A 20,531-nucleotide genomic window follows, 5' to 3' on the forward strand; every position below is an offset into this window, starting at 1 on the left:
CAAATTAAAGTGGGATGCTGGACCCAGCGAAAAACCTGAGGAGGCACATCCATGTATGAGATCGGGCATTTCATCGACGGCAAGCGCGTCGCCGGCACCAGCGGCCGCACCGCCCCCGTCTACAATCCTGCGACCGGCGAAGTGCAGGCGCGCGTGGCGCTCGCAAGCGCGGCGGAACTGAACGCCGCCGTTCAGTCCGCCAAGGCCGCGCAGCCGAAATGGGCTGCCACCAACCCGCAGCGCCGCGCCCGTGTCTTCATGAAGTTCGTCCAGCTCCTGAACGACAACATGGACGAGCTTGCCGAGATGCTGTCGCGCGAGCACGGCAAGACCATTGAGGACGCCAAGGGCGACGTCATCCGCGGCCTTGAAGTCTGCGAGTTCGTGATCGGCATCCCGCACCTCGCCAAGAGCGAGTTCACCGAAGGCGCCGGCCCGAACATCGACATGTATTCGATCCGCCAGCCGGTCGGCATCGGCGCCGGCATCACGCCGTTCAACTTCCCGGCGATGATCCCGATGTGGATGTTCGCCCCTGCGATCGCCTGCGGGAACGCCTTCATCCTGAAGCCGTCCGAGCGTGACCCGTCCGTGCCGATGCGCCTTGCCGAACTGATGATCGAAGCCGGGCTGCCGGCCGGTGTGCTGAACGTCGTCAACGGCGACAAGGAAGCCGTCGACGGCATCCTGACCCACCCGGAAATCGGCGCCGTCTCCTTCGTCGGCTCGACCCCGATCGCCCGCTACGTCTACGGCACGGCCGCGATGAACGGCAAGCGCGCCCAATGCTTCGGTGGCGCCAAGAACCACATGATCATCATGCCCGACGCCGACATGGACCAGGCCGCCAACGCCCTGATGGGCGCGGGCTACGGTTCTGCCGGCGAGCGCTGCATGGCGATCTCGGTCGCCGTCCCGGTCGGCGAGGAAACCGCCAACCGTCTCGTCGAGAAGCTCACCCCCATGGTCGAGGCGCTGCGCATCGGCCCCTACACCGACGAAAAGGCCGACATGGGCCCGCTCGTCACCAAGGAAGCGCGTGAGCGCGTCCTCGGCCTCATTGGCAGCGGTGTGGAGCAGGGTGCCAAGCTCGTCGTCGACGGCCGCGATTTCAAGCTTCAGGGCTATGAGAACGGCAATTTCGTCGGTGGCTGCCTGTTCGACAACGTCACCCCGGACATGGACATCTACAAGACCGAAATCTTCGGGCCGGTTCTCTCGGTTGTCCGCGCCAAGAACTATGAAGACGCACTCTCCCTGCCGATGAAGCACGAATACGGCAATGGTGTCGCGATCTTCACCCGTGACGGCGACGCTGCCCGCGACTTCGCAAGCCGTATCAACATCGGCATGGTCGGTATCAACGTTCCGATCCCGGTTCCGCTCGCCTACCACTCGTTCGGCGGCTGGAAGTCCTCGTCCTTCGGTGACCTCAACCAGCACGGCACGGACTCGATCAAGTTCTGGACCCGCACCAAGACGGTCACCTCCCGTTGGCCGTCGGGCATCAAGGACGGCGCCGAGTTCTCCATCCCGACGATGAAGTAAGACAATTACCGTACCTCTCGGCCTTTGCCGGTCGAGAGGGCCGGTCGCAAAGCAAGACGGGCCCGAAAGGGCCCGTTCGCGTTTGTGTGGGAGGCGTTCGCCGATTACATCGACGGGCCGTCGTTGAGGCCGACCTTGTCGACCAGCTCGGAGGCCTTCTTGCGGTTCGCGGCGATGTCCGCGAGTGACAGCGTGTCGGGCTTGATCTCGCCGAAGGAGGCGACGACATCAGACACCTTCGCGCCCGGCATCACGGGGTATTCGAAGACCTGCTCGGCATAGATTTCCTGCGCCTCCTGTGAGGCGAGGAATTCCATGAACTTGACGGCGTTGTCCTTGTTCGGCGCGTATTTGGCGAGCGCCATGCCGGAAATGTTGACATGGGTGCCGCGGTCGGCGGCATTCGGGAAGAGCACCTTGATGGCGGCCGCCCATTCCTTCTCTTCCGGCTCCTTGTCGTTGGTGATCATCAGGCCGACATAGTAGGTGTTGCCGAACGCGATATCGCATTCGCCGGACATGATCGCCTTGGCCTGGCTGCGGTCGTTGCCGTCCGGCTTGCGGGCGAGGTTTTCCTTGAGGCCGCGCAGCCAGTTCTCGGTGTATTCCTCGCCGTGGTGGGCGACCATCGAGGCGAAGAGGCCGATATTGTAAGAGTGCTGGCCGTCACGCATGCAGAGCTTGCCCTTCCACTTGGGATCGGCAAGCTCTTCGTAGGTGATGGCGTTTTCCTTGACCCGGTCTTTCGAAGCATAGACGACGCGGCCGCGGGTGGTGAGGCCGAACCAGTCGCCGTCCGGATCACGGTACTGGGCGGGAATCTGCTGGTTAATCGCCTCGTCGGCGAGCGGCTGGGTGACGCCGCCGGCCTTCGCCTCCACCAGGCGGCCGATGTCGACTGTCAGGATCACGTCGGCTGGAGAGTTGACGCCTTCGGCGCTGATGCGCTCGACAAGCCCCTTGTCGAGGAAGAGGACGTTCGCCTCGATGCCGGTTTCCTTGGCGAAGGCATCGATCAGCGGCTGGATGAGTTCCGGCTGGCGATAGGAATAGATATTGACCTCGCCGTCGGCCATAGCTGCTTCGTTTGCGGCAAGAAGCGCCGCCGATGCCAGAAGACCTGCACGCAGCATCCGTGAAAACGTCATGAAGGTGTCCCTTCCTGTCTGGTGTTGTATATTCTTGAGCGTAATAGTCATGAATATGGCGAGGTGTCAACGGACTCTTCGTCGCACTGGCCGTGGGGAAATGTGAACTTGAGTATTTTGGAATTGTTCAAAAGTAGAAAAGGCACTATATAGGGGCAACCAAGCACGAGGAGTCATGCATGCGTTTGACGAAGCAGACCAATTATGCCGTGCGCATGCTGATGTACTGCGCGGCGAACAAGGACCGTTTGAGCCGCATCCCGGAGATCGCCAAGGCTTACGGCGTTTCGGAACTGTTCCTGTTCAAGATCCTGCAGCCGCTCAACAAGGCGGGTCTGGTGGAGACCGTTCGCGGCCGAAACGGCGGCGTGCGGCTCGGACGGCCGGCCGACAAGATCACCCTGTTCGACGTGGTGAAGGTCACCGAAGACAGTTTCGCGATGGCCGAGTGTTTCGAGGATGACGGCGAGATCGATTGCCCTCTCGTCGACAGCTGCGGGCTGAACGCGGCCCTGCGCCGCGCGCTCGGCGCCTTCTTCGAGGTTTTGGCGGAGTACACGATCGAGGACCTCGTCAAGGCGCGTCCGCACATCAACTTCCTGCTCGGCCTGCCCGAGGCGCCGGCAAAGGCGGTATCCGCGCCGGCCGCCTGATCGCAACAGGATCGCTTTCTTCGAACCCCGCCGCGCCGAAAGGCCGGCGGGGTTTTCGTTTGCCTTGTCTCTCCGAAATCGTCGATTGCGCGAACGCACCCTCTTGAGCGGCCGCCGTGGTCGGTTTACGTATACGTAAACGGAAAAGCGGCGTCGTGGGTGTCGCACCGCCGGGGGCCTTGGGAGGGGACCATGTTCGACTATGTGATCGCCGGCGGCGGCTCGGCGGGAGCGGTTCTGGCTGCGAGGCTGAGCGAGGACCCCGACGTCAAGGTCTGCCTGCTGGAGGCGGGAGGCTCGGGGCGCGAGCTGTTGCTCCGCGTGCCGTCGGGGGCTGCCGCCGTTGTGCCGGGGCGGCTGCCCTTTGCCAACTGGGCCTTCGAGACGGAGCCGCAGGCGGGCCTGAACGGCCGGCGTGGCTACCAGCCGCGCGGCCGAGGTCTCGGCGGGTCGAGCCTCATCAACGCCATGCTCTACGTTCGCGGCCATGCCGGCGACTACGACGACTGGGCGGATGCGGGTTGCGACGGGTGGTCCTTTTCCGATGTGCTGCCGTGGTTCCTGAAAGCCGAGGACAACGTCCGCGGCGCCGGTCCCTTTCACGGCGCCGGCGGGCCGCTGCAGGTGAGCGATGCCGACTGGGCGCGGCCGGTGAACCACGCCTTCATTGCCGCCGGTGAGGAACGGGGCTTTCGCCGGAACGACGATTTCAACGGTCCGGACCAGGAGGGGATCGGCCTCTACCAGGCGACGCAGTTCTGGCGCGGTCCGCGCAAGGGCGAGCGCTGCTCGGCCTCCGCCGCCTACCTGGCCGACCATCTCGACCGGCCGAACCTGACGATCGTTACCGGCGCGCGGGCAAGCCGCGTACTTTTCGAGCACGGCCGCGCCTCTGCCGTCGCCTACCGGGTCGGCCGCCGGGAACTGGTCGCCCGTGCCGCGCGGGAGGTAGTCGTCGCCTGCGGTGCGTTGCAGTCGCCGCAACTCCTGATGCTTTCGGGCATCGGGCCGGCGGACGAGCTCCGCCGTCACGGCATTGCGGTCGTCGCCGACAGCCCGGAGGTCGGGCGCAACCTGCAGGACCATCTCGATTTCACCATGATCTATCGCTCGCGCGATCGCGACATGATCGGCATCGGCCTCCACGGCACAGCCGACATCGCGCGCGCCTCGCGGGAGTGGCGGCGCGAGGGCACCGGGCATCTGCGCTCGACCTTCGCGGAGTCGGGCGCCTTCCTGAAGACCGACCCGGCGCTCGACCGTCCGGATATCCAGCTCCATTTCGTCGTCGCCATGGTCGACGATCATGCCCGCCGGCTGCACATGGGCTACGGCTATTCCTGCCATGTCTGCCTGCTCAGGCCGCATTCGCGCGGAACCGTGACGTTGAGGAGCGCCGATCCGCTTTCCGCTCCCTGCATTGATCCCGCCTATCTCTCTGACCCGCGTGACATGGCAGGCATGCTCGCCGGCACGAAGGTGATGCGCGACATCATGGAGGCAAACGCGCTCGCCGGCTACCGCAAGCGTCAACTCTACGCCGAGGCCGGCGGCTCGGATGCGGCGCTCACCGAACGCATTCGCGCTCGCGCCGACACGATCTACCATCCGGTCGGCACCTGCCGCATGGGCTCCGACGATCACGCCGTCGTCGATCCGGCGCTCCGGGTCCGGGGCATCGAGGGGCTCCGCGTGGTCGACGCTTCGGTGATGCCGACGCTGATCGGTGGCAACACCAATGCGCCGGTCATCATGATGGCCGAAAAGATCGCCGCCGAGATGCGTGCCGGCTGATTGCAGATCACGTTCCCGGCGGGTGGACTCGGACGCGCCGATCACTATCTTCCGCTTCGTCACAATGAAGAGGACGGGAGTGGGCAGTTGAAGCGGACGGAAACGGCAAGGCCTGAAGCGGTCATCGTGATGGGGGTCTGCGGCTGCGGCAAGTCGTCCGTCGGGGCGGCGATCGCCGAGCGTCTCGGCCTGCCCTTCGTCGAAGGCGACGGCCTGCATCCGCCATCGAATGTCGAGAAGATGTCGCGGGGCGAGCCGCTGAGCGACGAGGATCGCTGGCCGTGGCTCGAGATCGTCGGCCGGACGATGGCGGATGCGCTGGGACGAGGCGATGGGATCGTCGTCTCCTGCTCGGCGCTGAAGAAGGCCTATCGCGACCGGCTTCGGGCTGCGACCGGCGGCAGGCTCTCCTTCGTTTACCTCGAAGGAACGCGCGAATTGCTGAACGAGCGGATGGGGTCGCGCACCGGCCATTTCATGCCGACCTCTCTCCTCGACAGCCAGCTTGCCACGCTCGAAGTGCCGACCGGCGAGCCGGGTGTCGTAGCGGTCGATATCGATCGTGGCATCGGGGAGATCGTGGATATGGCGGTCGCCGGGCTTTCGCCGGCCGCGGGTCGCTGAAGGCTGCCCGCAGCCTGTCTCGCGGCGAATGTTAGGACAATTCCGACTGGTCGATCACCGGCACGTGCGGCAGTTCATAATAGTCGCCGGCGGATTCCGTGTGAATCTGGCTCTCCATCCTGAGGCCGGTCTGCCCGTCGATCGTTCCGGCCCAGATCGAGATGTAGGGATTGCCGTGCCGGCGCCAGAACAGGTTGCTGCCGCAGTTGCCGCAGAAGCCGCGTTCCGCCGTGTCGGAAGACCGGAACCACCGGAGGGTGTCACCTCTGATCGTCACGTCGGCCTGCGCGGCTTGCGTCGCCGCAACATAGTGGCCGGACGTTTTCCTGCACTGGTGGCAATGACAGGCGACCACCGGTCGCAACTCTCCCCGAACGTCGTAGGTAACGCCGCCGCAAAGGCAGCCGCCTGTTTTCGCTTGTGCCAAGGCTCTTCTCCCACGCGAAACCCGATCGAGTGGTGCAGCTTGGCATGGGGCCGTCGCGCCGGTTGGCTCCGAGACGACGGCTTTCGGCCTCTGGCCGACCCGTTCCTCAGACGCCGAGCTTGTCGCGCAGGCCGTACCACCACGCGCCGAGAACGGTGAGCGGCACACGGAAGGTCCTGCCGCCGGGGAAGGGAAGCGCCGGCAGCGAGGCCCAGACGTCGAAGCGACCGGCATGGCCGGCGACGGCCTCGCCGAGGATCTTGCCGAGGAGATGGGTCGTCGTGACCCCGTGACCGGAATCCCCGTGGGAGAAATAGACGTTCTCGGAAAGCCGGCCCATATGCGGGATGCGCGTGAGCGTGAGCGCGAAATTGCCGCTCCAGGCAAAGTCGATCCGGGCACCCTTCAGCTGCGGGAAGGTCTTCAGCATGTTCGGGCGGATGACGCTGGTGAGGTCAGCCGGGTCATGCCCGCCATAGCCGATGCCGCCGCCGTAGAGCAGCCGGTTGTCGGCGGTGCGGCGATAGTAGTCGAGCACGTAATTGGCATCCTCGACGCAGTAGTTGGCCGGAAGCAGGTCTTCGATCAGCTTCGCGTCGAGCGGTTCCGTCGCCATGACCTGCGAGGAGACCGGCATCATCCGGTCGGTGATCTTCGGCAGCATCGAGCCGAGATAGGCATTGCCGCAGACGAGCACGTACTTCGCCTTCACCCTGCCCTTGGCGGTCTTGACGACCGGGTTCAGGCCCATGTCGAGGCCGGTGACGCGCGACTTTTCGAAGATCCGCACGCCCAGCCCTTCGGCGGCGGCGGCCTCGCCGAGCACCAGGTTCAGGGGATGGATGTGGCCGCCGAGACGATCGATCATGCCGCCGACATAGCGGTCGGATTTCACGTATTTGCCGACGTCTGCCCTGGCGACCATTTCGAGGCCGGTATGTCCGTGCTTCTCCCAGTTCGCCTTTACATGCGCCATCTCCTTGACTTGCTTCTCCGTGAAGGCGGCGAAGAAGCCTCCGTCGACGAGGTCACAACGGATACCGTATGTGGCGACACGGCGGCGGATGATCTCGCCGCCCTCAAGCGACATCTCGCCGAGCTTCACCGCCTTCTCAGGCCCGTAGCGCTTGGCAATCACTTCGAGGTCACGGCTGTAGCCGTTGACGATCTGGCCGCCGTTGCGGCCGGAAGCGCCGAAGCCGATGCGCTCGCCTTCGAGCACCACCACCGAGAAGCCGTTTTCGGCGAGTTCCAGCGCGGCAGAAATGCCGGTGAAGCCGGCGCCGATCACGCAGACGTCGGCTTCCGTCTCTCCTTCGAGTTCGGGACGGACGCGTTTGTCGTTGGCACTTGCCGCATACCAGGAATTGGCGTGGCCGGGATTGGTCGGGGAAGTCTGCATCGTCCTGTTCCTCTCAAACGGTCCGGATATAGGCGTCGTATTCCACGTCGGTGACGCGGAGCGAGAATTCCGAGATTTCCTGCTGTTTGCAGGCGGTGTAGAGCCCGCGATACTTCGGCCCGAGGGCAGCATAGGCGAAGCTCGACTTCGAAAAACGCTGCAGCGACTGGTCCCAGTTGGTCGGAAGCGGTTCGTGGTTGATCGCATGCTCGTCGCCGCTGATCGCGCCGCCCGGCTGCGTCTTCTCCTTCATGCCCGCGAGCGCGGCGCTGAGGATCATCGCGACGACGAGATAGGGATTGGTGTCGGCGCCGGCGACGCGATGCTCGATGCGGGTGGCGGGCCGGCTCGCCGTGATGACGCGCACGGCCGCCGAGCGGTTGTCGAAGCCCCAGGAGGCATAGGTCGGCGCATGCTCCGACGGCCGCAGCCGCCGGTAGGAATTCTGGTGGGGGGCGAAGACCGCCATGCTCTCGCCCATGGCTTCCAGAAGCCCGCCGACCGAATGGAAGAGCGTCTCCGACGGCCCGTCTTCACCGGCGTAGATATTGGCGCCGGTCTCGTCGAGCACCGAAAAGTGCACATGCATGCCGCTGCCGGCCTGGGTGCCGTAGGGCTTGGCCATGAAGGTGGCGTCGAGATCGTGGCAGCGGGCCACGCCCTTGACGATGCGCTTCAGGAGTACCGCATAGTCGGCGGCGGCGAGCGCATCCGGCACGTGGTTCAGGTTGATCTCGTACTGGCCGGGGCCGTTTTCGCGCAGCGTCGTGTCGGCCGGCACCTTCTGCGCGCGCGCCGCGGTCGAGATCGCGTGGAAGACCTCTTCGAAGTCCTGCAGTTCGGCGATCGACAGCACCTGCGTCTGGCCGGTGTGCCAGCGGCCTTCGCGGGTCTTCGGCGGGCGCACCGGGTCGAGGGCCGAGCGCACCGGATCGATGAGATAGAATTCGAGTTCGGTCGCGACGACCGGCGTCAGCCCCAGCTTGCGGTAGCGCTCGACGACGCTTGCCAGCACGTTGCGCGGATTGGCGTAGAAGCCGCTGCCGTCGGGATTGCGCATCTCCAGCAGCACCTGCGCCGTCGGCCGCGACAGCCAGGTGACGCGCGAGAGCGTGCCGGGCACGGGAAAGCAGAGCCCGTCGGGATCGCCCGTGCCTTCCGCCAGGCCGGCGGCATTGACGTCGCGCCCCCAGACGTCGAGCGCATAGACCGAGCGCGGCATCGCCATGCCCTTGGTCAGGACGTCGAGCGCGCGTTCGCGGGGGATCCACTTGCCCCGCGGAACGCCGTTGACGTCGATGACGAACGCTTCCAGCACTTCGATGTCGGGGTTTGCTTCGAAAAAGGTCTTGGCTTGGCTTTCAATATCCATAAGGCACCGGCAGTGGTTTCAACGATCTGACCCACGCATGCGGAAAGGCGCATGCGCAAACGGTATCGAACGACGCTAACGGTCGCCGAAATCTCCGTGGTGGTTCAGAAAGCGAAACATGCCTCAGCCTCTACAGTCTTCCCGCCGGGGCGCATCGGAAGGTGCGAAGACAAGGAGCACAGCCCGGCGGCTTTCCGCGACCACGCGGAAACTTGGTCTTACGACCGAAGACACCGCTATCACGAAATTGCCGCATTTGCCAGCCCTGCCGCGTCCTTCCGTTTCATCCGCAGATGGAGGCTAAGACTGCGAACGCTGATCCTGCCGGGCGATGGTCCCGATTACGTTGACGAGAAGACGTGCAGCGGTCAGTGCAGAAAGCCCGTCCAGATCGGCGGGAGGAAAGAGCTCGACGAGATCGAACCCGACGATCTTTGCCTGCCGACCGACGCCGGCGATGAGGTCGATCGCCTGTGTGTAGGTAAGACCGCCGGGCGTGCGTGCCGCCACGCCCGGCATAATGCCGGGATCGAGGCCGTCGCAATCGAGCGTGACGACGACCCGCGCGCCTTCCGGAATGTACCTTAGTGCAGCTTCGACGCCTTGGGTGTGGACCTCGCGTGCGGTCACCAAGTGGCTTCCATACTGCCGCGCCGCCTCGATTTCTGTCAGCCGCGCGCTGCCGACACTTCGCAAGCCGACTTGCACCATCCCGGCAACATGCGGCATCTCGCTGGCTCTGCGCATCGGACTCGAATAGCCGTAGCGTTCGCCATGCAACTCGTCGCGCCAGTCTATGTGGGCGTCGATTTGCAGGATCCAGATCGGTCCGTGATCGGAAAATCCGGCGAGAAAGGGAATTGGCACGGAATCGTCGCCGCCGAGCATGACGGGGACAGCCTGCAAGGCTAGCACTTCCCGCGTCCGGGCCTCGATACGGCCCCTGTTGCCAGCATTGTCGTGCATGGTAGTCGGGATGTCACCGGTGTCGACACAGCAGAGCGGCTTGCCGTCAAACAGAGTGCCGCCGAGATCGAAATCCCAGTGCTCGACGAGCCCGGCATCCTCCTGGCTCGCAGTGCGGATGGCATCGGCGGCCAAGGCGTAGCCGCTGCTATCCCCACCGGGATAGGTGCTGCCGTGCCCGGAGCCGAAGATCACGGCGCAGGGCGAGATGCCATCGGCGAGCCGGCTGGGAAAACCAAGAAATGAAAGCGGCGCGGCCATCTCGTGGCGACCCGATTTCGGCTCCCTCACGGCTTGAACCGCTCCGGACGCCAGGCGCTCATGTCGAGGAAGGGCGTCTCGCCGGTGACGGCTTCGGCGATCAGCCGGCCGGTGACGGGACCGAGGGTGAGGCCGTGATGGGCGTGTCCGAAGGCGAACCAGAGGCCGTCGTGACGCGGCGCCTTGCCGATGATCGGCATCATGTCCGGCGTGCAGGGCCGCGCGCCCATCCACGGTTCGGGATCGAGCCGTTCGCCGAGCGGGAAGATCGTGCGCGCCACTTTTTCGGCGCGCTCGACCTGCACCGGCGATTTCGGCGCGTCACGATCGGCGAATTCCGCACCCGTGGTCAGACGGATGCCCTTGTCCATCGGCGCGAGGAAATAGCCGCGCTCCTTGTCCATGGTCCAGTTGTTGAGCACGGCATTGCCTGCCGGCGCATAATGCATGTGGTAGCCGCGCTTGACGCCGACGATGAAGCTGTAGCCGAGCGTGCGGGTCACATCCTCCGACCAGGGCCCGAGCGCCAGAACGACATCCTTGCCCTCCACCGTGCCGTCGGCGGTCCTGACCTGCCAGCCCTTGCCCGAGGCAGCGGGCTTGAGCGTCGTTGCATCGCCCCTGACGAACCTGCCGCCGAGGCTTTCGAAATAGGCGAGATAGGCCATGGTCAGCCCGTGCGGATCGGTGACTGACCAGGGGTCGTTCCATTTGAGTGCGCCGACGAACTTGCCCGTCAGGTGCGGCTCCACGCGGGCGAGATCGTCCGCTGTCAGCGCCGTGAAGTTGATGGCAGCGACACTTGCCAGCCGCTCGGCCTCGGCGACTTCCTTGTCCATCGCCGCCTTCGTGCGGAAGGCTTCCATCCAGCCGTCCTTGCGGATCAGGCGTTCGGCGCCGGCCGCCTTGATCAGGTCGGCATGTTCCGAGACCGAATTTTCGATGAGTGGCGCGTAGGCGTTGGCAATCGCCTGATGGCGCACCTTGTTCGAATGCCACCAGTAGCGCGACAGGAACGGCACCAGCTTCGGCATTGCCGTCGGATGGTAATGCGCGTCGATACGGTTGTTGAGACCATAGCGCACCAGCATGCCGACTTCCTGCGGAAAACCGTAGGGCACGATGCCCTCGCGCTGGATCAGGCCGGCATTGCCGAACGAGGTTTCCTCGCCGGCGCCGCGCCGGTCGACCAGCACCACCGAGCGGCCGCGGCGGGCGAGATGGATGGCGGTGGAAACGCCGACAATACCGGCGCCGAGCACGATTGCATCTGCAGACATTCTATTCAGGATTCCGTTGCTGACAGGTCTTTCGCCGAAGATGCAATTGTCGATGCTGCGGCGCAAATGAAAAAATGCAAGGATCTGCCGATTGGCATGAGGCGTTGCAAAAATACGTGATGTCCTCGCAGACTCTTCGACGATCGGGCGTGGGGACGGCCGTCAATCGTCGCTGAGGCGGCTGCGGGTCGCAGATTTCGTCAGGCCGTCAAACCGACCGGGTCAGCCCGCCATCGACGCGGATGTTCTGTCCGGTGATATAGGCGGCACCGTCCGAGGCAAGGAAGGCGACGGTCGCGGCGATCTCGGCGCTCGTGCCGTAGCGCTTCATCGGCACGCCCGCACGGCGTTCCTCGGTGGCGGGGAGGCTGTCGATCCAGCCGGGCAGGACGTTGTTCATGCGGATATTGTCCGCCGCATAGGTATCCGCGAAGATCTTGGTGAAGGCGGCGAGGCCCGCACGGGCGACCGCGGACGTCGGGAACATCGACGACGGCTCGAAGGCCCAGGCGGTCGATATGTTGATGATGACCCCGGACTTCTGCTTCTGCATGATCGGCGTGACGAGGCGTGTCGGGCGCACGGCATTCAGGAAATAGACGTCGATGCCCGTGTGCCAGTCCTCGTCGGTCAGGTCGAGGACCGGCTTGCGCGGCCCGTGACCGGCGCTGTTCACCAGAGCGTCGACCCGCCCCCACTTTTCCACGGTCGCGTCCACCAGACGTTTGAGATCGTCGTTCGACTGGTTGGAGCCGGTGATCCCGATGCCGTCCAACTCCGCGGCCAGCGCCTCACCCTTACCGGACGAGGAGAGGATCGCCACGTTGAACCCGTCTGCCGCCAGACGCCGAGCGCATTCCGCTCCCATGCCGCTGCCGCCCGCGGTGACGATGGCTACCTTCTTTGCCGACATTGCAAGCACCTCTCTTCCACGATGGGGTGCCCTGTCGATCGCCCCGATGTTCCCTCAAGTAGAATTGTCCGACGGTAACGAAAGGGGTCTTCGTCGCTTTGACAAGCAAAAAGCGATCGGTGGGCGATGTGTTCGGGAAAATGCCGCCGTCGCGCGACGGATATCAGGTCGCCAATGACGCCAAACCGGGATCCGGCGCGACTGGAGAATCTAGGAAATACGGGGATTTGGAGAGAATTGGCTGGGGAACCTGGATTCGAACCAAGATTAACGGAGTCAGAGTCCGTCGTTCTACCGTTGAACTATTCCCCAGCAGTGGGTCACGGCAGTGCGTGACCCGTCGGTGAGGCGGGCTTATAAACAAAAGCCGGCGACTTGCAAATAGCTGTTTTGAAAAAATCGGAAAAAATTCCCCTGCCGCGACGATGCTCTCACACGCCCGGCGCTGCGCCGAATTCCGCCGGAAAAACAGTTTGGCTAAAACCGGACCCGCTGATATTATCGCACCAACGAAAATCGAATATGGCGCCAGCGGCATGCCGCAGTCGGCCTTGCGCGGCGCAACGGAATAGATACGTGACAGACCCCGATCGCGGCCTCAGGCCGTCAAGCGAGGGGGCGTCGGCAGAAAGCCGCAAGGGGGAGGCAACCCTCCGGCGCGGCAAGGCCAAGACGAATGCGCCGAAGGTTTCGGGCGCCGCCGTCGTGGCCGGCGAGGGGCAGGCGGCGACGTCGGCTCCGGCTGGACGTTCCGCAACCAACCAGGCGCACGAGCCGGTTCGCAAGCGAAAGCGCCGGCGACGCAATCGTTCGGGTCAAAACCAGCCGATCGATCTGCCGCATTCCGCAAATGCCGACAAGACGGCGGCGCCTGCGGCAGAGGCCGAGCATTCCCATCCCGGAAAATCGGGAAAGAAGCGCCGTCGCAACCGCAATCGCCGCAGCCTGCAGGGTCGGCCGCTCGCCTCCGGCAAGCCGGCCACCGCGCAGGCGGCCTCGCCGGCGCCGGCCGCCGCTCCCGCCAAGGCGCCTCTGCCGGCCAAGCCGCAGCAGCCGCAGCCGACGGAACGCCCGCGTCCGCCGGCGGCCGTTTCGCAGTGGTCGAACGATCTCTACGCGGCACTCGATCTCGGCACCAACAATTGCCGTCTTCTCGTCGCCCAGCCGACCCGCCCCGGGCAGTTCCGCGTCGTCGACGCCTTTTCGCGCATCGTGCGGCTCGGTGAAGGGCTTGCCGCGAGCGGTCGGCTTTCGGCGGAGGCGATGGACCGCGCGGTCGAGGCGCTGCGCGTCTGCGCGGCAAAACTCTCCGGCCGGCAAATCCGCCGCATGCGGCTGATCGCCACCGAGGCCTGCCGTGCTGCGGAAAACGGCGAGGAATTCCTGCACCGCGTGACGGTCGAGACCGGCCTCGAACTCGAGATCATCAACCGCGAGACGGAAGCGCGACTTGCCGTTTCCGGCTGCTCGTCGCTGGTCGGTCGCGAGGCGCGGTCGGTCGTGCTCTTCGACATCGGCGGCGGCTCTTCCGAGATTGCCGTCATCCGCATCGGCGAAAGCCGTTCGAGCCGGCTTGCCAACCACATCACCCATTGGACCTCGCTGCCGGTCGGCGTTGTGACGCTCTCGGAGCGTCATGGCGGCCGCGACGTGACGCCGGACGTCTTCGAGGCGATGACGGCCGAGGTCGGGGAAATGCTCGCGCGCTTCGACTGCCCGCCGATCGAAGGCGCCGAGAAAGGCGTGGCGTCCCACGATTTCCATCTGATCGGCACCTCCGGCACTGTGACCACGCTCGCCGGCGTGCATCTCGACCTGCCGCGCTACGACCGCCGCCGGGTCGACGGCCTCTGGCTCTCGGATGCCGAGGTGAGCGCCATGCAGGCGAAACTGCTCTCCTGGGATTACCAGGGCCGCGCGGCCAACCCCTGCATCGGCCCGGACCGCGCCGACCTCGTGCTCGCCGGTTGCGCGATCCTCGAGGCGATCCGCCGCCGCTGGCCATCGCCCCGCATGCGGGTGGCCGATCGGGGCTTGAGGGAAGGCCTGCTCACCGACATGATGGCCGACGACGGCGTCTGGCGGCGTGGGCGCAGCCGTCGCCCCTTCCGCGAGCGCGGGCGCTGAACAGGAAAGAACGAAGATGACCAAGGCTCCGATCGCCGGAAACCGCACCGGCCGCAAGCTCGGCCAGAAAGTCAAGAAGACCAAGCTCAAGGCCTCGTCGCGACGCTGGCTCGAACGGCATATCAACGATCCTTACGTGCAGCGCGCCAAGCTCGAAGGCTATCGCGCCCGCGCGGCCTTCAAGCTTCTGGAGATCGACGAGAAGCACAACATCCTGAAGGGCGCCCGCCGCATCATCGACCTCGGAGCGGCGCCCGGAAGCTGGTCGCAGATCGCCGCCAACGTCACCGGGTCGACCGACGCGGACGTGCGGGTCGCGGCGATCGACTTCCTCGAAATGGCGCCGCTGCCGGGCGTGAAGATCCTGCAACTCGACTTCCTCGATCCGGAAGCGCCGGCAAAGCTCATCGAGGCCGTCGGCGGCACGCCCGATCTGGTGATCTCCGACATGGCCGCCCCGACCACCGGCCACCAGAAGACTGACCACCTGCGCACCATGCATCTCTGCGAGGTCGCGGCGCATTTCGCGATCGAGGTGCTCGCCGAGGGCGGCCACTTCCTCGCCAAGACCTTCCAGGGCGGCACTGAGCGGGAGCTTCTGACGCTTCTCAAACAGAATTTCCGTCAGGTCGTCCATGTGAAGCCCGGCGCCTCGCGCTCCGAATCGGTCGAGATGTTCCTGCTCGCCAAGGGGTTCAAGGGACGCAAGCCAGCGCCGGCCGAGGAGGCCGGCGAGCAGGATCGGTGAAATCTCGTGCTCCTCTACGTGACGCTCGGAACCAATGACCTCGCGCGCTCCGTATGTTTCTACGATGCCGTTCTCGCGGCACTCGGCTATGAGCGCAGGGTTACAGAGGAGGACGAGATCGGCTACGCGGCTGCCGACGACCATCGCTGCCGCCTGTGGGTGACGAAGCCCTTCGACGGCAAGCCCGCCACATTCGGCAACGGCACGACGATCGCGATTGAGGCACCAAGCCGCGTTGCCGTCGACGCCTTCTATAAGGCCGGGCTGGCGAATGGCGGCACCGACGAAGGTCCTCCGGGATTGCGGCCCTTCCATCCGAATTTCTACGCGGCATTCGTCCGCGATCCGGACGGAAACAAGCTCGCCGCTGTCTGCGAAAGGGCGGAATAGAGCCTATTTCACCGCGACGCTGTCGGGCTCGGGCCTTCCTCCGTGGCCGGAGACATTCGCGCCGGCATCGCGCGGCATCCGCAGGAAGGGTAGCACCGCCAGCAGCGAAAGAGCCGCCACCACCGCGAAGGCGAGATGAAAGTCGGCAAGCCCGAGTGCATGGCCCTTGAGTGCTGTGCTTCCTTCGAGAATGGCGGCGGCCGCCGCCACCCCGAGCGCCAGGCTCACCTGCTGCAGCACCGAACTCATCGACGTCGCCTGGCTCGCCTCTGCGTCGCCGATCTCCGCATAGCTCAGCGCATTGATGCCGGTGAAGAAGAAGGAGCGGCAGAAGCCCGCGGCAAGCAGCACGCCCATGATCAGCGGATAGGGTGTGCCGGGTGTGAAGAAGGCGTTCGCCGCCGTCGTCGCCGCACCGGTGATCGCCGCGGCAATGAGCACGGTGCGGAAGCCGACGGCCGCGAAGACACGGCGGGCGAGGAATTTGGTGGTGATCGCGCCGATCGCCCCTACGAAGGTGATGAGGCCGGACTGAAAGGGCGTGAGGCCGAAGCCGAGCTGCAGCATCAGCGGCATAAGGAAGGGGGTTGCCCCGGCGGCGATGCGGAAGATCGTTCCGGCGGTAACCGCGATGCGGAAGGTGGCGTTGCGAAAGAGGCCGAGGTCGAGAAGCGGCGTCGGATGGCGCCGCGCATGGTGGACATAGAGGAGGCCGGCGCTAAGGCCGAGCGCCGTCGCTCCGATGCCGGCGGCAGGCGGTAGCGCCGGCAGGCTCATCACCGAAAGTCCGAAAACGACGCCGGAGGCGGCAAGCGCGCTCAGCGCGAAACCGCGCCAGTCGATCGGCGGCGTTTCGACCGGCGGCACCTCGGGCAGGTGGATGGTCGCGAGCCAGATGCCGGCAAGGCCGATCGGCACGTTGATCAGGAAAATCCAGTGCCAGCTGAAATAGGTGGTGATGAAGCCGCCGATCGGCGGACCGCTCAGCGGGCCGATCAGTCCGGGGATGGTGAGCAGCGCCATCGCCGAGACGAGCTCGCGTCGCTCTGTCGTGCGCAGGAGCACGAGGCGTCCGACCGGCGTCATCATCGCGCCGCCCATGCCCTGCAGGAAGCGGGCGGCGACGAAGGCGAGAAGCGATCCGGAGAGAGCGCAGAGGACGGAGCCGGCCATGAAGACGAGGATCGCCACGCGAAAGATGACCTTCGCGCCGAAACGATCGGCCATCCAGCCACTCGCCGGAATGAAGATCGCGAGCGCCACCATATAGGATGTGAGGGCGAGCTTCAGCGTGATCGGCCCGACGCCGAGAGCGGCGGCGATCGCCGGCAGCGCCGTCGAGATGACGGTCGAATCCATCTGCTCCATGAACAGCGCAACGGCAAGGATCAGCGGAACGATGCGGTTCATGCGGCAGGGCTCTCGGGCAGGAAGGAAACGTTCGCCGGTGCGTCGCGAGGCGCCCGTTCTATCCGACGTCCGCGCACCTTGCCAACGGCGAATCGGCCTGCGGTCGCGCAGGCATTCACTTGTGCGTGAGGGATCTCTCGCCGCCGGTGAAGCCAGAGAATCCCGGCACTCGTGCGTCTACGGATTTTTCTGTTCCCTTCCTGTCATAGACGTGTTACCAGCCCTCGCCAACTTCCACGTTGTCCTGCAGGAGCGGCCGGGCGGACGATTCGTCCCGGAGAGCCACTGCATTTTTTGAAAAGAGGAAATTGGCAATGGCACGCATCGTAATTTCGGCCACAGGAGCCGAAGCCCTGACTTTCGACGATGTCCTTCTGCAGCCGGGACATTCCGAGGTCATGCCGGGACAGACCAACATCGCGACGCGGATTGCCAAGGATATCGATCTCAGCCTGCCGATCCTCTCCTCCGCCATGGACACGGTGACGGAAAGCCGCCTTGCGATCGCCATGGCTCAGGCCGGCGGCATCGGCGTCATCCACCGCAACCTCACGCCGAGCGAACAGGCCGAGGAAGTCCGCCAGGTCAAGAAGTTCGAAAGCGGCATGGTCGTCAATCCGGTGACGATCGGCCCTGATTCGACGCTCGCCGAAGCGCTGGCGCTGATGAAGGCCCACGGCATTTCCGGCATTCCGGTCGTCGAGAACGGCGGCCGTCCCGGTCGTCTGGTCGGTATCCTGACCAACCGTGACGTCCGCTTCGCCTCCGATCCCTCGCAGAAGATCCACGAGCTGATGACCAAGGAAAACCTGGTCACCGTCAAGGAAAGCGTCGACCAGCAGGAAGCGAAGCGCCTGTTGCACGCTCACCGCATCGAAAAGCTGCTGGTGGTCGACGGCGATGGCCGTTGCGTCGGCCTGATCACCGTCAAGGACATCGAGAAGAGCCAGCTCAACCCCAACGCAGCGAAGGACCTCCACGGACGCCTGCGCGTCGCCGCCGCGATCTCCACCGGCGAGGACGGACGCGAGCGCGCCGAGCGGCTGATCGATGCCGGCGTTGACGTGATCGTCGTCGACACCGCGCACGGCCACTCGCAGAAGGTTCTGGACGCCGTCGGCGTGGTCAAGAAGATGTCGAACGCGGTGCGCATCATCGCAGGCAACGTCGCGACAGCCGAAGGCACCCGCGCGCTCATCGAGGCCGGCGCGGACTGCATCAAGGTCGGCATCGGCCCCGGCTCGATCTGCACCACGCGCATCGTCGCCGGTGTCGGCGTGCCGCAGCTCGCCGCCGTGATGGCCGCTGCCGAAGAGGCCGCCAAGAGCGACATTCCGGTGATCGCCGACGGCGGCATCAAGTTCTCCGGCGACCTCGCCAAGGCGATCGCCGCCGGCGCCTCCGCGGTCATGGTCGGCTCGCTGCTCGCCGGCACGGACGAAAGCCCGGGCGAGGTCTTCCTCTACCAGGGCCGTTCCTTCAAGGCCTATCGCGGCATGGGTTCCGTTGGCGCCATGGCCCGCGGCTCGGCCGACCGCTACTTCCAGGCGGAAGTGCGCGATACGCTGAAGTTGGTCCCGGAAGGCATCGAGGGCCAGGTCCCCTACAAGGGTCCGGTTTCGGCCGTGCTGCACCAGCTCGCGGGTGGCCTCAAGGCTGCCATGGGCTATGTCGGCGGCCGCGACATCAAGGACTTCCAGGCGAAGGCGACCTTCGTTCGCATCTCCGGCGCGGGCCTGCGTGAAAGTCATCCGCACGGTGTCACCATCACCCGCGAAAGCCCGAACTACCCCGGCGCCGGCGCCTGAGGCGAGTGGATGGAGGGGAGCGGCAGATGGGAACTAACAAGGTGATCCTGCTGCTGCTCGCCCTCTCGGGCGCCCTTGTCGCCTGGATGTTCTTCGGGCTCGATCCGGAGTTCCAGCGCCTCAGCGGGGCAGGGGGCTTCCTCGATGCCCGACTGTCCGGCTACGAGGCCGATGCGGTCCGGGGCCTTCAGGCGGCGCTTGCCGATCCGGCACGGGCCGAGGCGCGCGACCTCTTTCAGCTGATGTATCTCGGCCCGGACCTCGTCCTGCCGTTCGTGCTCGCCCTCTCGCTCTGCCTGCTTCTTCGCGGCTATGCCCCCGGCGTCGTGCTCTACGGCCGACGCCTCGATGTCCGTCATGCCTGGCTGCTGTGCCTCGTTCCGGTCGCCTACGGCGTCTTCGACTATCTCGAGAATTTCGGGTTCCTGTGCTATTTCCCGCCGGCCGAGCCGGGTCCGTGGCTCGCCGAAAACCTGCCGCAGATCCTGCCCTGGGTGACGCGCGTCAAATTTGTGCTGCTGTTCGTGTCGCTGCTCCTTGCGCTGCGCGTCACCGTCTTCTCGGGCCGCTCCGAGGACCGGTAACGAAGATGTGTTGCCCGCCGTTGCCGGCGAGGGCACTATCCTGTGCCTGCGGTGCGCCTGCGTTCGGGCCGCTATCCAGATACCCTGAATGGAGGAGCATCATGGACACGCCGAAAGTCACTCAGGCGATGATCTACGCCTATGACGAATACACTCATCTTACTCTGGATCGCCGCGCTTTCATGGAGAGACTGACGGCACTTGCCGGCTCGGCGGCGGCGGCCGCCACGATCGCGCCGCTGCTTGCCGCCAGCAAGGCGAGCGCCGCCGTTATCCCCGAGGGCGACGCCCGCCTGAATGCCGAGAATGTGACCTATCCCGGCGGAACGACTGAGATGCAGGCCTATCTCGTGCGACCCAAGGATGCCGCAGGCCCGCTGCCCGGCGTCATCGTCATCCACGAAAACCGCGGCCTCAATCCGCACATCCGCGACGTTGCCCGTCGCATGGCAATGGAGGGTTTCGTCGTGCTTGCGCCGGATTTCCTGTCGCCCTACGGCGGCACGCCGGATGACGAGGACAAGGCGCGGGAAATGTTCACGACGCTCGACATGGCTGCAGCCGTCAACAATGCCGAGTCGGGCCGCATCTACCTGGCCGGCCACGCCGATTCCAACGGCAATGTCGGCGCCGTCGGCTTCTGCTGGGGCGGAGGCATGGTCAACCGTCTGGCGGTCGCGTCGCCGGCGCTCGGGGCGGGGATCGCCTACTACGGCGCCCAGGTCCCTGCCGATCAGGTGCCGTCCATCCAGGCGCCGCTTCTCCTGCACTATGCCGGGCTCGACGAGCGCATCAATGCCGGCATTGACGCCTACAAGGCGGCCCTCGACGCAAACAAGAAGACGTACGAGCTCTATGTCTATGAGGGCGTCAACCATGCCTTCAACAACGACACCTCCGCCGCCCGCTACGACAAGGCGGCGGCCGACCTCGCCTGGTCGCGGACGGTTGCCTTCCTGAAGAAGTACCTCGCCTGAGCGGTCCCTGTTGCGACGGTGCCGGAATTCTTCCGGGGCTGTCGCAACGTTGCGACACAAATCATCGTGAAGCACGACAGATTTGACCCGGATCAAGAA

18 protein-coding genes and 1 tRNA gene are annotated in these 20,531 nt (G+C 65.2%); 10 read left to right on the top strand and 9 right to left on the bottom strand.

The features are described from left to right. Window positions 1-51 precede the first annotated feature (51 nt). Window positions 52-1,548, top strand: coding sequence for a CoA-acylating methylmalonate-semialdehyde dehydrogenase (locus NHF53_RS03490; RefSeq protein ID WP_252833117.1), 1,497 nt, complete (start codon window positions 52-54; stop codon window positions 1,546-1,548). Window positions 1,549-1,652: 104 nt separating this feature from the next. On the opposite strand, the gene NHF53_RS03495 is transcribed toward NHF53_RS03490, so the two are convergent. Then, the gene (locus NHF53_RS03495) at window positions 1,653-2,681 is read right to left on the bottom strand and encodes a Fe(3+) ABC transporter substrate-binding protein (RefSeq protein WP_308218659.1); all 1,029 of its coding nucleotides are present in this window, start codon (window positions 2,679-2,681) and stop codon (window positions 1,653-1,655) included. Window positions 2,682-2,875: 194 nt separating this feature from the next. Here NHF53_RS03495 and rirA point away from each other — a divergent pair, with 194 nt between their 5' ends. The 3 genes from rirA to NHF53_RS03510 all read left to right on the top strand — a co-directional run bounded on the left by rirA (window position 2,876) and on the right by NHF53_RS03510 (window position 5,767). Then, window positions 2,876-3,349 carry an iron-responsive transcriptional regulator RirA gene (rirA, locus tag NHF53_RS03500; protein WP_252833118.1) on the top strand — a complete coding sequence of 158 codons (474 nt, stop codon included), beginning with the start codon at window positions 2,876-2,878 and terminating at the stop codon, window positions 3,347-3,349. Window positions 3,350-3,541: 192 nt separating this feature from the next. Continuing rightward, window positions 3,542-5,143, top strand: coding sequence for a GMC family oxidoreductase (locus NHF53_RS03505; RefSeq protein ID WP_252833119.1), 1,602 nt, complete (start codon window positions 3,542-3,544; stop codon window positions 5,141-5,143). Window positions 5,144-5,272: 129 nt separating this feature from the next. Continuing rightward, complete coding sequence (locus tag NHF53_RS03510) at window positions 5,273-5,767, top strand: gluconokinase (protein WP_252834900.1); 495 nt, start codon at window positions 5,273-5,275, stop codon at window positions 5,765-5,767. A gap of 31 nt (window positions 5,768-5,798) precedes the next feature. Here NHF53_RS03510 and NHF53_RS03515 read toward each other — a convergent pair whose 3' ends face one another. The 7 genes from NHF53_RS03515 to NHF53_RS03545 all read right to left on the bottom strand — a co-directional run bounded on the left by NHF53_RS03515 (window position 5,799) and on the right by NHF53_RS03545 (window position 12,700). After that, window positions 5,799-6,194: a GFA family protein gene (locus NHF53_RS03515; RefSeq protein ID WP_252833120.1), complete on the bottom strand. Its 396-nt coding sequence runs from the start codon at window positions 6,192-6,194 to the stop codon at window positions 5,799-5,801. A gap of 106 nt (window positions 6,195-6,300) precedes the next feature. Beyond that, window positions 6,301-7,596 (bottom strand): FAD-binding oxidoreductase, encoded by a 1,296-nt coding sequence (locus NHF53_RS03520; protein WP_252833121.1) that lies wholly within the window; start codon window positions 7,594-7,596, stop codon window positions 6,301-6,303. A 13-nt stretch (window positions 7,597-7,609) separates the two neighbouring features. Then, entirely contained in the window at window positions 7,610-8,968 is a 1,359-nt protein-coding gene (locus NHF53_RS03525) for a glutamine synthetase family protein (RefSeq protein WP_252833122.1), read from the bottom strand. 300 nt (window positions 8,969-9,268) lie between these two features. Next, a complete protein-coding gene (locus tag NHF53_RS03530) occupies window positions 9,269-10,195 on the bottom strand; it encodes an agmatinase (protein ID WP_252834901.1) in 927 nt (308 codons plus the stop codon). A gap of 26 nt (window positions 10,196-10,221) precedes the next feature. Further along, entirely contained in the window at window positions 10,222-11,475 is a 1,254-nt protein-coding gene (locus tag NHF53_RS03535; protein WP_252833123.1) for an FAD-binding oxidoreductase, read from the bottom strand. A gap of 208 nt (window positions 11,476-11,683) precedes the next feature. Further along, on the bottom strand, window positions 11,684-12,388 hold the full coding sequence (locus NHF53_RS03540; RefSeq protein ID WP_252833124.1) for an SDR family oxidoreductase: 705 nt from the start codon (window positions 12,386-12,388) through the stop codon (window positions 11,684-11,686). Between the two features lie 238 nt (window positions 12,389-12,626). Continuing rightward, window positions 12,627-12,700: transfer RNA gene (locus NHF53_RS03545), tRNA-Gln, on the bottom strand. A gap of 264 nt (window positions 12,701-12,964) precedes the next feature. Here NHF53_RS03545 and NHF53_RS03550 point away from each other — a divergent pair. From NHF53_RS03550 to NHF53_RS03560, 3 genes are read left to right on the top strand one after another with little or no spacing between them, the layout of a single operon-like run. Continuing rightward, entirely contained in the window at window positions 12,965-14,515 is a 1,551-nt protein-coding gene (locus NHF53_RS03550) for a Ppx/GppA phosphatase family protein (protein WP_252833125.1), read from the top strand. 16 nt (window positions 14,516-14,531) lie between these two features. Then, entirely contained in the window at window positions 14,532-15,263 is a 732-nt protein-coding gene (locus NHF53_RS03555) for an RlmE family RNA methyltransferase (protein WP_252833126.1), read from the top strand. A gap of 6 nt (window positions 15,264-15,269) precedes the next feature. Beyond that, window positions 15,270-15,653: a VOC family protein gene (locus NHF53_RS03560; RefSeq protein ID WP_252833127.1), complete on the top strand. Its 384-nt coding sequence runs from the start codon at window positions 15,270-15,272 to the stop codon at window positions 15,651-15,653. Between the two features lie 3 nt (window positions 15,654-15,656). Here the strand turns inward: NHF53_RS03560 and NHF53_RS03565 are convergent, their stop codons facing one another. Further along, entirely contained in the window at window positions 15,657-17,063 is a 1,407-nt protein-coding gene (locus tag NHF53_RS03565; RefSeq protein WP_252833128.1) for an MFS transporter, read from the bottom strand. A gap of 314 nt (window positions 17,064-17,377) precedes the next feature. On the opposite strand from NHF53_RS03565, the gene guaB reads away from it, so the two are divergent. The 3 genes from guaB to NHF53_RS03580 all read left to right on the top strand — a co-directional run bounded on the left by guaB (window position 17,378) and on the right by NHF53_RS03580 (window position 20,432). Then, window positions 17,378-18,871: an IMP dehydrogenase gene (guaB, locus tag NHF53_RS03570; protein ID WP_252833129.1), complete on the top strand. Its 1,494-nt coding sequence runs from the start codon at window positions 17,378-17,380 to the stop codon at window positions 18,869-18,871. A gap of 26 nt (window positions 18,872-18,897) precedes the next feature. After that, window positions 18,898-19,455: a hypothetical protein gene (locus tag NHF53_RS03575; protein ID WP_252833130.1), complete on the top strand. Its 558-nt coding sequence runs from the start codon at window positions 18,898-18,900 to the stop codon at window positions 19,453-19,455. Between the two features lie 101 nt (window positions 19,456-19,556). Continuing rightward, window positions 19,557-20,432, top strand: coding sequence for a dienelactone hydrolase family protein (locus NHF53_RS03580; protein WP_252833131.1), 876 nt, complete (start codon window positions 19,557-19,559; stop codon window positions 20,430-20,432). The last annotated feature ends 99 nt before the right edge of the window (window positions 20,433-20,531 follow it).

This window comes from Ciceribacter sp. RN22 (assembly GCF_024054295.1).
GTDB lineage: Bacteria > Pseudomonadota > Alphaproteobacteria > Rhizobiales > Rhizobiaceae > Allorhizobium > Allorhizobium lividum.

Coding starts and splice junctions, on each gene's coding strand:
- NHF53_RS03490 (WP_252833117.1), top strand. CDS start 52: ATGTATGAGATCGGGCATTTCATCGACGGCAAGCGCGTCGCCGGCACC.
- NHF53_RS03495 (WP_308218659.1), bottom strand. CDS start 2,681: ATGCTGCGTGCAGGTCTTCTGGCATCGGCGGCGCTTCTTGCCGCAAAC.
- rirA (WP_252833118.1), top strand. CDS start 2,876: ATGCGTTTGACGAAGCAGACCAATTATGCCGTGCGCATGCTGATGTAC.
- NHF53_RS03505 (WP_252833119.1), top strand. CDS start 3,542: ATGTTCGACTATGTGATCGCCGGCGGCGGCTCGGCGGGAGCGGTTCTG.
- NHF53_RS03510 (WP_252834900.1), top strand. CDS start 5,273: ATGGGGGTCTGCGGCTGCGGCAAGTCGTCCGTCGGGGCGGCGATCGCC.
- NHF53_RS03520 (WP_252833121.1), bottom strand. CDS start 7,596: ATGCAGACTTCCCCGACCAATCCCGGCCACGCCAATTCCTGGTATGCG.
- NHF53_RS03525 (WP_252833122.1), bottom strand. CDS start 8,968: ATGGATATTGAAAGCCAAGCCAAGACCTTTTTCGAAGCAAACCCCGAC.
- NHF53_RS03530 (WP_252834901.1), bottom strand. CDS start 10,195: ATGGCCGCGCCGCTTTCATTTCTTGGTTTTCCCAGCCGGCTCGCCGAT.
- NHF53_RS03535 (WP_252833123.1), bottom strand. CDS start 11,475: ATGTCTGCAGATGCAATCGTGCTCGGCGCCGGTATTGTCGGCGTTTCC.
- NHF53_RS03540 (WP_252833124.1), bottom strand. CDS start 12,388: ATGTCGGCAAAGAAGGTAGCCATCGTCACCGCGGGCGGCAGCGGCATG.
- NHF53_RS03555 (WP_252833126.1), top strand. CDS start 14,532: ATGACCAAGGCTCCGATCGCCGGAAACCGCACCGGCCGCAAGCTCGGC.
- NHF53_RS03565 (WP_252833128.1), bottom strand. CDS start 17,063: ATGAACCGCATCGTTCCGCTGATCCTTGCCGTTGCGCTGTTCATGGAG.
- guaB (WP_252833129.1), top strand. CDS start 17,378: ATGGCACGCATCGTAATTTCGGCCACAGGAGCCGAAGCCCTGACTTTC.
- NHF53_RS03575 (WP_252833130.1), top strand. CDS start 18,898: ATGGGAACTAACAAGGTGATCCTGCTGCTGCTCGCCCTCTCGGGCGCC.
- NHF53_RS03580 (WP_252833131.1), top strand. CDS start 19,557: ATGGACACGCCGAAAGTCACTCAGGCGATGATCTACGCCTATGACGAA.